Below are 10,450 nucleotides of genomic sequence, written 5' to 3'. Positions count from 1 at the left end.
CACCGCCGACATGAAAGACCTCGCCACTTCGCCGCCGACGTGGCAGCGATGTACCCTTTGTTCCGCAGGTTGCCGCTATCGCGACGCAGCGCGAAGGGAGGCGACGCTGGCCTGAGCGGCGGGTCTAGCCCTCACGACCTGCCTGCGCGGTGAGCGCATCCCGGCCAGCCTCGGTGAGATCGATATCCCCGTCCTCTGCCTGTACAGCCCATCCGGCGGTCACCGCCCACGTTGCGGCATCACCGCGCACCGGTTCTGCAGCGGCGATGGCCTGGAGTATTTTCCGCTGTTCCACAGTCATTGCCACGTTGCGGTCCTCAGATACCCAGCAACGACGCCGGTTGCCAGTCCGACAGCCGGGCATGGCTGACCGGTTGATGGCAGCCGCACCCGTCGCAGCGGAACAATGCTCCACCTGGCAAGTGCACCAGATTGTCCTCACTGGCCGAACTGGTCGATGTGCAATGCCGGCAGGTGACCGTGAGCGCGGTGATGCGCTGCACGCCCCCTGACAGATCGAACACGGCCTCGAACGCGCGAATGACAGGGTGGGCAGTGTCCGGCATCTGAATCTCGACAGGGTGGGGAGACCCCATCGTCGCGCGCCGGTTGTGATGGGCCAGTCAGCCAGGTGCATGGACATGATCAAGACAGCCGCGGCAACCGGCAGCGCTCCATTTCAGAGATCCTTTTTCTTTCCGCTCAGGTCCAGCGGCTTGTCACTGCCGCCGCGCTCGCTCGACCACACTTCCACACCCTTGTTGCAACGGCTCTCGCGGGCAGCGACCTCGCGTGGCAGATCCTTCAGATGGGGTGACTCCTGGCAGGCCGGATGCATGGCACTGTCGTCGTAGGTGGCGCAGGCGCTGAGCGACGCCAGAGCGATGGCAGTGAGGGTGGCGCGGAATGAAGGCTGCAGGTTCATGGGATGGCCTCGGGTAATGCCAGGATGGCCATGGAATTCAAATCCGTGACGCCGGGCATGCACAATCGGACCCGTTGCACTTGTTATTCTGTAACAAATGCGCGATAGTCCGGCCCCTGCTGGGTCAGGCGATGCAGATCATCAGCACCATGCACAGCGCCACCATCAGCACGAACACACGACGGCTCAGCGCCAGGCAGGCCAGATAGGCTGCGAGCGCCCACGCAGCCAGCAGTGCACAGGCCACCACCCACAGCCCGATCCCCATCATCGAACCGGCTGCCAACGCGGACAAGGCAATGGCCTTGGACAACGCCACCCCCAGCACGCTGCCCAGCATGCCGGCCTGCAAGGCGATGGCATCGTGGCGGGCAGGGGCGCGAGGGTGGTGCATTGCGGGTCCGGTGCAGGCCGAGAAAACGGCGTCGGCTGCACTGTGCCCAAATGCACATCCACGAAATGTGTTCATCGCGCGTCAGGAGCGCGACGAAGCCGGCTCAGTCGAACGGTTGACCTGTGGATGCGATGGTTGGACGCCCGTTCTTCAGTGGTTGCCGGCGGCGACGGTCTTGCGCTTCCTGTCCAGCATCACCGCCGCGCACCACAGCAGCAGGCCGCCGATCGCGGTGGCTGCACCGACATAGCCGGTGCTGGCCGGGCTGAAGCCGGCGCTGATCGCCATGCCGCCCAGCCACGGGCCGAGTGCGTTGGCGGTATTGAAGGCGGCGTGATTGGAGGCGGCCGCCAGCGTCTGCGCTTCGCCGGCCACATCCATCAGTCGCGTCTGCAGCACCGCCGCCAGCGCACCCATGGTGCCGACCGTGATGATCATCGGGCCGATGGTCCAGACCGACTGTGCGGCCAGCGGATACAGCAGCAGCATCATGATCGACCACAGCAGCACCACGGCGGCGGCCTTGAAATGGAACCTGTCCACCAGCCAGCCACCGGCGATGTTGCCGATGATCGCGCCGATGCCGAACACGCCCACTGCCAGCGGCATCCACGATTCGGCCACGCCGGTGACCTGCACCAGGGTGGGTGCGAGGTAGGTGAACACGCAGAACATGCCGGCGAAGCCGACTGCACCGATCGCCAGCGCCAGCCACACCTGGGGAGTGTTGAAGGCGCGCAGTTCGCGCATCGGCGAGGTACGCACTTCGTCCGGGTCCGGCAGCAGGGAGCGCGCGATCATCGCCACCGTGGCAATGGCCAGCACGCTGACCAGGGCAAAGGCGGTGCGCCAGCTCAACTGCTGGCCCAGCCAGGTGGTCAACGGATTGCCGACCAGGATCGCGATCGACAGGCCCAGCAGCACCCGCGACATCGCCTGGCCGCGCTGGCCGGCAGGACTGATCGCAGCGGCCACCAGCATCGCAACGCCGAAGTAGGCGCCGTGCGGCAGGCCGGCGACGAAGCGTGCCGCCAGCATCGTGCCGTAATTCGGTGCCAGCGCGCTGGCCAGGTTGCCGATCGCGTAGAAGCCCATCAGCGCCAACAGCAGCTTGCGGCGCGGGAAGCTGGCACCCACGAAGGCGAGGATCGGGGCACCGACCACCACGCCGATGGCGTAGGCGCTGATCAGGTGCCCGACCTGGGTTTCGGAAATCGACAGGCCGCGGCTGATCTCCAGCATCAGCCCCATGCTGGCGAATTCGCTGGTGCCGATGGCAAATCCACCCAGCGACAGGGCGAGGATGATCAGGGTGCGCTGGCGGGGCGTCAGACGCGCAGCCAGGGAAGAGTTGGGGCTCATGCGGAGGCGCGATGGGGCGGGGGAGCCGTCCATTGTACTGCTGCACTGCAACAGGAGCAGCAGCACTCAGGGTAAATCAGCGTTTGATCGGTGACACGCCGGCCCTCCGCGCCGCCTCGCGGCGGGCTCAGATGCCCAGCGCCGCCCGGGCATGAGCGTATTTGTCGCGAAGGCGCCCTGCCGTGGTCCCGTCCAGCATCGCCAGCCGCTGTGGATCGGCGTTGTCATCCAGATCGGCGCGCTTCACTTTCAATGCAAGCGGGTGGGCGGCAATGCGCGCGTAGTAGCTGTCCGCGTCAGGAGCTGCATCGCGGTTGAGCAGTTGCACCGCCTCGCGCAGCGGCGCTGGAAATACCTCGATCCGCGCGGCAAACGCCGGGCAGTCCTCGGCCACGTCATGCAGCCAGGCCACCACTTCGGCGTCATCGTCGCCGCGCACGGCGGCCGCCACCCGCGCCACATGGCCGATATAAGGCTGGCCGGCCTTGTCGAACTGCCCCGCGTGGGCCTCGGTGGCCAGCGTACGGGCAAGTGCTACCCAGTCCATTGCAGTCTCCTTGGATATCCGCGCACAGTTTCGCGCAAGAGCCGCAGCGGTTGTGGATGCGCCCATGACGCTGCCACGGGCATGATGGCGAGGCAGGGGACGCAGTGTTGCCCCGACAAGGAGGAGTGAGATGCAGGAATTCAGGCATGTGCTGGAAACCCGTGGGCGCTATCAGCTGGTAGCGGTGTCCTACGAGCCGGTGTACGCTCCCGGCGATGTGGTCGGCCATGCGGTCGTCGCCGACGATGGGGATCGTCTGACCGACCTGATATCACTGGCCGAAGCGCGCCAACGCTTGCTGCAACTGGTGCGTGAAGAGGGCGAGGAGCCCGGGCTGGAAAACGAGAACCACCTGCGGAAGAAGGCGTCGCGCTGGCGCCACCGCTAGGCCGTCGCGCCGCGTGCGCATCATGGAGGATTCGGGTGTTGCCCAGTAAGAAGTATCTGCTCATCGCCATCATCACGCTGGCGACCCTGCTGCTCGGTTTCGTGTTTTCCGGCTATCTGACCCTGCTGTTCCTGGGGCTGGACACCCAGCTGTTCACCTGGAACACCTACTACCAGTACGTCCACGCCATCGGCCAACCGCAGGTCGCGCCCTTCGTGGGCAAGATCAAATGGGCTGGCTACGTGGGCTTCGGCCTGCCCCTGCTGGTGCTGCTGGTGGCCGGCCTGGTGCTGCTGCTGAAGAAGGACAAGCGCTCGCTGCACGGCGATGCGCGCTTCGCCACCGGCGCCGACCTGGCCAAGCACGGCATGTTCAAGAAGACCGGCCAGAGCATCGTGGTCGGCAGCCATGGCGGCAAGCTGGTGCGCCTGGATGGCCAGCAGTTCGTGATCCTGGCCGCGCCGACCCGCTCGGGCAAGGGTGTGGGCGTGGTCATCCCGAACCTGCTGGAGTACGGCGAATCACTGGTGGTGCTGGACATCAAGCAGGAGAACTTCGACCTGACCAGTGGCTGGCGCGCCAGCCAGGGCCAGGAAATCTATCTGTTCAATCCCTTCGCCGAGGACCGGCGCACGCACCGCTGGAACCCGCTCAGCTACGTCTCCGACGATCCGGCCTTCCGCGTGTCGGACCTGATGAGCATCGCCGCGATGCTGTATCCGGACGGGGCCGAGGACCAGAAATTCTGGGTCAGCCAGGCGCGCAACGCGTTCATGGCCTTCACCCTGTACCTGTTCGAGAACTGGGACGACGAGCGCAGCAGCGGTTTCCCGGGCGGCGCCGGCACGCCCACGCTCGGTGCGGTGTACCGTCTGTCCTCCGGCGACGGCACCGACCTGAAGAAGTACCTCAAGACCCTGTCGGAGCGGCCGTTCCTCAGCGCCAACGCACGTTCGGCATTCGCCAACATGCTGTCCCAGGCTGACGAGACTTTCGCCTCGATCCTGGGCACCTTCAAGGAACCGCTCAATCCCTGGATCAATCCGGTGCTGGACAAGGCCACCAGCTGCAACGACTTCCTGCTGACCGATGTCCGCAAGAAGAAGATGACCATCTATATCGGCATCCAGCCGAACAAGCTGGCCGAGAGCCGGCTGATCATCAACCTGTTCTTCAGCCAGCTGATCAACCTCAACACCAAGGAACTGCCCAAGTCCAACCCGGACCTGAAGTACCAGTGCCTGCTGCTGATGGACGAATTCACCTCGATCGGCAAAGTCGAGATCATCGCCTCGGCGGTGTCCTACATGGCCGGCTACAACATCCGCCTGCTGCCGATCATCCAGAGCATGTCCCAGCTCGACGCCACCTACGGCCGGGAAGTGTCACGCACCATCATCACCAACCATGCCCTGCAGATCCTGTACGCGCCGCGTGAGCAGCAGGATGCCAATGACTATTCGGACATGCTGGGCTACACCACGGTGCGCAAGAAGAACGTCACCCATGCCCGCGAGAAGACCCACAACTTCACCGAGGAACGGCGCGCGCTGATGCTGCCGCAGGAGCTGAAGGCGATGGGGCCGGACATGGAGGTGTTCCTGTATGAGGGCATACCGCATCCGGTGAAGTGCGACAAGATCCGCTACTACAAGGACCGCTACTTCACCTCGAGGCTGCTGCCGAAGGTGGATGTTCCGATGCTGAACGTCTAATTCACGACGCTTAATTTGTGAATTTGATTCGAAGTTAAGAATGTGAATTCGTGATTTCGGTCAAGAATTTGGCATTTGTTCATGGATTTTCAGACTTGTCTGACATGGAATTGACGCGTGGTTGTGCGACCCTGTGTCTGTCGTCCAGAAGTGTGTGCTGGATGTCAAAGATGTAGCAGCAGGGTGGCCAGGAGTTTGTGCCATGGAAACAAGGATGGTTTCGACGTTGGTGAGGTATGCGGATGTGTTGTCGGCTGCGCCGATGGCCCCGCGACCTGGTTGGCAGCCTTTGGGCTGCAGGGGAGCCGGAGTGGGTGCGCTGCACACAGCGTGTCCCTCCGATTCCGGCGTGCGCGATGCAGCGCCGGACGACCAGGAGGACCAATGCTCGGGACTGCTTTTTCGTACGTCAAAGTGAAGCCCGTATGAATCAGGCGTTTATCGCGAAAATGTCCATCGCCGCAGTGGCGGCGCTGATGGTGGCCGGTTGCGCCACCAAGTCCGCTCCGGATTTCGGAGGCCGCTGGAAGCCGGTCAACCGCTTTGCTGCGACGACGACCGAAATTCCGCTGTACTCCAGCTACGTCTACCAGGCCTCGCCGATGGATGGCACGCTCAAAGCCATGCTCGAGCGTTGGGCCAAGGATTCCGGGCGCACGCTGGACTACCGCCTCAGCTCGGATTTCACCCTGTATGGCGCGGTCTCGAACATCGACACCACCAACGCACAGCAGGCCGTGATCGATCTGACCGCAGCCTATGCGGCGCAGGGCATCTCCGTCTCCATTGTTGGCAACCAGATCGTTGTGCAGAGCGCTGGCTCGACGCCGACCGCGTCGGCGCAGGGCGCTGATTCCAACAGCGGCACCTGAGTCCACCTCGAAATCATCGAACGTGCCGCTCCCCGCGCCTGTCGCAGGGGTGCCACGCCCATTGATGTTTCAGCAGTACGGAAGAATCCATGTTCCGCAAGAAGGATCCCGGCAATAGTCCCAAGGTCGAGCAGTCGGTCGCCAAGGCGGTCAGCTACGAGATCACCGTGGCCGACATGGCACGCCGCAGCGAGCGGCGCGCATGGTGGGTCGCCACAGGCTCGTTGCTGATGTCGCTCGCCCTGGCGGGCGGCTACTACTACATGCTGCCGCTGAAGGAGAAGGTGCCGTTCCTGGTGATGGCCGATGCCTACACGGGTACCGCGACCGTCGCGCGCCTGAGTGGCACCTTCCAGGGCGAGACGATCACCACCAACGAAGCGATCAATCGCAGCAACGTCGCCCAGTACGTGCTCGCGCGCGAATCGTATGACTCGGCGGTGATGGGCCTGCGTGACTGGGAACTGGTGTTCGTGATGTCCACCGATCCGGTGGCGCAGTCCATGCGTGTCCGCTATGCCGGCAACAATCCGCAGAACCCGTTCGTGATGTATGGCCGCGAACGCGCGATCCGGGTCAAGATCCTCAGCATCACGCCACTGGGGGCCGAGCCGAACGGCAGCTTCCGCGGCGCTTCGGTGCGCATCCAGCGCAGCCTGCTGGACAAGCGCACCGGCGTCTCTACCTACCTGGACAACCAGCTGGTGACGATGCGCTTCGAGTACAACCAGAACCTGGCGTTGTCCGAGCAGGATCGCATCCTCAACCCGCTGGCGTTCCAGGTCACCGAGTACCGCGTCGACAACGACTACTCGCGTGGTGTGCCGGTACCGGATGACGGCGCCATGCAGGCACAGGCGCAGCAGGCCGCGCAGGCCGCGCAGCAGGCGCAGGGTGTCTACGATCCCAACAATCCGGCCGCGGCCACCATGATCGACCCGGCCACCGGCCAGCCGGTCGCGGTGCCAGCCAACGGCCAGGTACCGGGTCAGGCAATGCCGGGACAGCCTGTACAGGGCCAACCGATGCCGGGTCAGCCGGTGCAGGGGCAAGCAATGCCGGGGCAGGCCATGCCCGGACAGCCGGCCATGAGGCCGGCGCAGAACAATTCCACCGGAACTGCTGATGGAGCAAGCAACCGATGAGTAGTCGAAATATCAGGGGAAGCGCGCTGGCGCTGCTGTCGATGTTGTCGTTGCTGTTCTCAGCAGCGGCGATGGCGCAGGCGGTTGACCACTACGAGTACGAGAAGGACCGCATCTATCCGGTTCGCACCGGTCTGGGGCTCACCACCCAGATCGAGTTGAGCCCGAACGAGAAGATCCTCGACTACAGCACCGGCTTCAGCAGCGGCTGGGAACTGACCCGTCGCGAGAACGTGTTCTACCTCAAGCCGAAGAACGTCGACGTCGACACCAACATGATGGTGCGCACCGAGACCCATTCCTACATCTTCGAACTGAAGGTAGTAGCCACCGACTGGCGCCAGCTGGAGCAGGCACGCCGTGCAGGCGTGCAGTACAAGATCGCCTTCGTCTATCCCAACGACACCGTGTTCGGTGTCGCCCAGGAAGCGGTCGAAGAAGAGGCCAAGCCGTTGTTGAGCTCGGAACTGGCCAAGGACCGGCAGTACAACTTCAACTACTCCTATTCGACCAGCAAGGCGAAGAAGATGGGGTGGCTGATCCCGGTCAACGCCTACGACGATGGTCGTTTCACCTACCTGAAACTGCCGAATTCGCCGGAGTACAAGACCGGCATCTTCCCGGCGGTGTTCGGTCGTGAAACGGAATACGGTGAAGACTTCGTGGTCAACACCACGGTTGAAGGCAATACGCTGATCGTGCACGGGACGCACCCGTACCTGGTCATCCGCCACGGCGACTTCGTCGTCGGCCTGCGAAGGAACGTGAAGAAATGAGCCAGCAGAACACTCCCGGAAACGACCCGAACAACGGACGCGACGAGAGCCAGAGCCCGTACGGCGCACAGGGTGCCGCGGACGCGCCGTCGAATCCCTACTTCGGCACGACCCAGGCCGAGCCCGCGCCGGATCTGGATGCGGCCGCGCCGCAGCTGCGCTCGGCCGAAGAGCAGCGGTTGAACCGCAAGGCGCTGCTGTTCCTCGGCGGTATCGTGCTGCTGCTTGTGGCCATGGGCTTCCTGCTGTTCCGGAAGGGGCAGGATGACAAGAATGCCGTGCAGAAGGTGCCGGAAGTTGCGCGCGTGTCTACGCCGACGCTGCCGGACGCCGTGCAGACGGATCCGGTTCCGTCGCAGGCGATGCAGCCCGCTGACCCGATTCCGATGCTGCCACCGCTGCCGCCGCAGGAGAGCAATGCCATTTCGCCAGCGATGATGGGCACGCGTCAGGAGCGCGAGATCGAGCGTGGCCCCTCGCTGCTTGATCGCCGCATTGCCGGGTCTGGCGGTGGCGTGGGTGGCATGGGTGAAGGGCAGGGTCAGGCTGGGGGTCCTCCTTCATCCTACGAACAGGCCATGCTCGCCACGCTGCAGGCGCAGAACGGCAACACCGCTCCCGCAAAGGTTCGCCGCGGCCCGGACGTCGAGGATGTCTCCAGCGCCACCTACATCCAAAGCCCCGATGCGCTGCTGGTGCGTGGCACCTACCTGCGTTGCGTGCTGGAAACCCGCATCATCACCGACCTCGCCGGCTATACCTCGTGCCTGCTGACCGAACCGGTGTACTCGATCAACGGTCGCAACCTGCTGCTGCCGAAGGGCTCCAAGATCTATGGCGCCTACGGCGGCGGTCCGATGGGCAAGCGCGTGGAAGTGATCTGGGATCGCATCACCACACCGAATGGCATCGACGTTGCGATGTCCAGCCCGGGCGTGGATCAGCTGGGTGGCGCCGGTCATCCGGGCCAGTACAGCGCGCACTGGGGTAGCCGTATCGCATCGGCGCTGATGATCAGCCTGATTTCCGATGCCTTCAAGTATGCGGCCGCCGAGCACGGTCCGGAGACGACGACCATCGCCAACAATGGCATGACGGTGCAGTCGCCCTATGAGAGTGCTACCGCACGCACGATGGAGCGCCTGGCCAATGAGGCTCTCAGCAGCAACCGTCGTCCGCCGACCGTCACCATCAACCAGGGCACGATCGTGAACGTCTACGTCGCCAAGGACGTCGACTTCACCAACGTGCTGCACCCCCGCCGGTAACCCAACGAACGAACATGGACGCCGAAGTGTCACCCCTCGCCCTCGTCTCCAGCGATTTCCTGCGCTATCAGTACGAAGTGCTGGGCATCGCCGAGTACATGACCTCTCCGGAAGTGACGGAAATCTGCATCAACCGTCCCGGTGAGCTGTACCTGGAAACCCGGGCGGGGTGGCAGCGGGTGGACGTGCCGAGCCTGACCTTCGAGCGGGCCCGGCAGTTCTGCACGGCGGTGGTGAACGAGAGCAACACCGGCCAGCGCATCACCGATGCCGATCCGGTCGTGTCGCTCACGTTCCCCACCGGCCAGCGTGCACAGTTCGTCATTCCGCCCGCGTGTGACGCTGGCAAGGTGTCGATCACCATCCGTCTGCCGTCCAAGCACACCAAGTCGCTCACGCAGTATCACGAAGACGGCTTCTTCAATCAGATCCTGGAATCTGATGGCAGCATCAGCGAGCAGGATCGCGAGCTGCTGGAGCTGCGTCATTCGCGAGAGTACGCCGAATTCTTCCGGCGTGCGGTGATGTACCGCAAGAACATCGTGGTATCCGGCGCGACCGGCAGCGGCAAGACCACCTTCATGAAGGCGTTGGTCAACCATATCCCGGACAACGAGCGCCTGGTCACCATCGAGGACGCACGCGAGCTGTTCCTGACCCAGCCCAATGTCGTGCACCTGCTGTACTCCAAGGGCGGGCAGAGCACCAGCAATGTGACAGCCAAGAGCTGCATGGAAGCCTGTCTGCGCATGAAGCCCGAACGCATCATCCTGGCCGAGCTGCGCGGTGACGAGGCGTTCTACTTCATCCGCAACTGCGCGTCCGGCCATCCGGGTTCGATCACAAGCTGCCATGCGGGCAGCCCGGAGCAGACCTGGGACCAGCTGGCGCTTATGGTGAAGGCTTCAGCCGAAGGTTCGGGCCTGGAGTTCAACGTGATCAAGCGGCTGTTGATGATGACCATCGACATCGTTGTGCATATCAAGGCGCATGCCGGCTCGCGCTACATCACCGGCATCGACTTCAATCCTGGGCGTGCCCAGGGGCAGGAGGGCTGA

General features: G+C 63.8%; 12 protein-coding genes. 7 read left to right on the top strand and 5 right to left on the bottom strand.

The annotated features are described in order from the left end of the window. Positions 1-317: 317 nt before the first annotated feature. The 5 genes from ACUDTM_RS05150 to ACUDTM_RS05130 form a co-directional block, all read right to left on the bottom strand. Complete coding sequence (locus tag ACUDTM_RS05150; protein ID WP_005417258.1) at positions 318-566, bottom strand: hypothetical protein; 249 nt, start codon at positions 564-566, stop codon at positions 318-320. Between the two features lie 113 nt (positions 567-679). Next, on the bottom strand, positions 680-925 hold the full coding sequence (locus ACUDTM_RS05145) for a hypothetical protein (RefSeq protein WP_072168099.1): 246 nt from the start codon (positions 923-925) through the stop codon (positions 680-682). A gap of 124 nt (positions 926-1,049) precedes the next feature. Further along, positions 1,050-1,319, bottom strand: coding sequence for a hypothetical protein (locus ACUDTM_RS05140; protein WP_072168098.1), 270 nt, complete (start codon positions 1,317-1,319; stop codon positions 1,050-1,052). Between the two features lie 150 nt (positions 1,320-1,469). After that, the gene (locus ACUDTM_RS05135) at positions 1,470-2,681 is read right to left on the bottom strand and encodes an MFS transporter (RefSeq protein ID WP_445391199.1); all 1,212 of its coding nucleotides are present in this window, start codon (positions 2,679-2,681) and stop codon (positions 1,470-1,472) included. A 127-nt stretch (positions 2,682-2,808) separates the two neighbouring features. Then, entirely contained in the window at positions 2,809-3,228 is a 420-nt protein-coding gene (locus ACUDTM_RS05130; protein ID WP_005417250.1) for an HD domain-containing protein, read from the bottom strand. 130 nt (positions 3,229-3,358) lie between these two features. Between ACUDTM_RS05130 and ACUDTM_RS05125 the strand changes: the two genes are divergently transcribed. From ACUDTM_RS05125 to virB11, 7 genes are all read left to right on the top strand, one after another. Then, positions 3,359-3,616, top strand: coding sequence for a hypothetical protein (locus ACUDTM_RS05125; RefSeq protein ID WP_005417248.1), 258 nt, complete (start codon positions 3,359-3,361; stop codon positions 3,614-3,616). Positions 3,617-3,651: 35 nt separating this feature from the next. After that, on the top strand, positions 3,652-5,331 hold the full coding sequence (locus tag ACUDTM_RS05120; RefSeq protein ID WP_061480696.1) for a type IV secretory system conjugative DNA transfer family protein: 1,680 nt from the start codon (positions 3,652-3,654) through the stop codon (positions 5,329-5,331). 425 nt (positions 5,332-5,756) lie between these two features. Beyond that, positions 5,757-6,203, top strand: coding sequence for a hypothetical protein (locus ACUDTM_RS05115; RefSeq protein ID WP_032954281.1), 447 nt, complete (start codon positions 5,757-5,759; stop codon positions 6,201-6,203). 89 nt (positions 6,204-6,292) lie between these two features. Next, positions 6,293-7,348 carry a virB8 family protein gene (locus tag ACUDTM_RS05110; protein WP_019660295.1) on the top strand — a complete coding sequence of 352 codons (1,056 nt, stop codon included), beginning with the start codon at positions 6,293-6,295 and terminating at the stop codon, positions 7,346-7,348. Further along, positions 7,345-8,124 (top strand): TrbG/VirB9 family P-type conjugative transfer protein, encoded by a 780-nt coding sequence (locus ACUDTM_RS05105; protein WP_014037652.1) that lies wholly within the window; start codon positions 7,345-7,347, stop codon positions 8,122-8,124. Before ACUDTM_RS05110 ends, ACUDTM_RS05105 begins: the two co-directional genes overlap by 4 nt. Further along, the gene (locus tag ACUDTM_RS05100; RefSeq protein WP_053500185.1) at positions 8,121-9,392 is read left to right on the top strand and encodes a TrbI/VirB10 family protein; all 1,272 of its coding nucleotides are present in this window, start codon (positions 8,121-8,123) and stop codon (positions 9,390-9,392) included. The genes ACUDTM_RS05105 and ACUDTM_RS05100 overlap by 4 nt, the downstream gene beginning before the upstream one ends. A gap of 14 nt (positions 9,393-9,406) precedes the next feature. Beyond that, positions 9,407-10,450, top strand: coding sequence for a P-type DNA transfer ATPase VirB11 (gene virB11 / locus ACUDTM_RS05095; RefSeq protein ID WP_021202793.1), 1,044 nt, complete (start codon positions 9,407-9,409; stop codon positions 10,448-10,450).

The sequence above is a fragment of the Stenotrophomonas maltophilia group sp. vghtpe118 genome (genome assembly GCF_052605195.1).
This window is presented reverse-complemented; position numbering and strand designations above follow the sequence as displayed.

What these genes read in the sequence shown, in the direction of transcription:
- ACUDTM_RS05150 (WP_005417258.1), bottom strand. Translation starts at nt 566, where the DNA reads ATGCCGGACACTGCCCACCCTGTCATTCGCGCGTTCGAGGCCGTGTTC.
- ACUDTM_RS05105 (WP_014037652.1), top strand. Translation starts at nt 7,345, where the DNA reads ATGAGTAGTCGAAATATCAGGGGAAGCGCGCTGGCGCTGCTGTCGATG.
- ACUDTM_RS05145 (WP_072168099.1), bottom strand. Translation starts at nt 925, where the DNA reads ATGAACCTGCAGCCTTCATTCCGCGCCACCCTCACTGCCATCGCTCTG.
- ACUDTM_RS05100 (WP_053500185.1), top strand. Translation starts at nt 8,121, where the DNA reads ATGAGCCAGCAGAACACTCCCGGAAACGACCCGAACAACGGACGCGAC.
- ACUDTM_RS05140 (WP_072168098.1), bottom strand. Translation starts at nt 1,319, where the DNA reads ATGCACCACCCTCGCGCCCCTGCCCGCCACGATGCCATCGCCTTGCAG.
- ACUDTM_RS05125 (WP_005417248.1), top strand. Translation starts at nt 3,359, where the DNA reads ATGCAGGAATTCAGGCATGTGCTGGAAACCCGTGGGCGCTATCAGCTG.
- ACUDTM_RS05110 (WP_019660295.1), top strand. Translation starts at nt 6,293, where the DNA reads ATGTTCCGCAAGAAGGATCCCGGCAATAGTCCCAAGGTCGAGCAGTCG.
- ACUDTM_RS05135 (WP_445391199.1), bottom strand. Translation starts at nt 2,681, where the DNA reads ATGAGCCCCAACTCTTCCCTGGCTGCGCGTCTGACGCCCCGCCAGCGC.
- ACUDTM_RS05130 (WP_005417250.1), bottom strand. Translation starts at nt 3,228, where the DNA reads ATGGACTGGGTAGCACTTGCCCGTACGCTGGCCACCGAGGCCCACGCG.
- virB11 (WP_021202793.1), top strand. Translation starts at nt 9,407, where the DNA reads ATGGACGCCGAAGTGTCACCCCTCGCCCTCGTCTCCAGCGATTTCCTG.
- ACUDTM_RS05115 (WP_032954281.1), top strand. Translation starts at nt 5,757, where the DNA reads ATGAATCAGGCGTTTATCGCGAAAATGTCCATCGCCGCAGTGGCGGCG.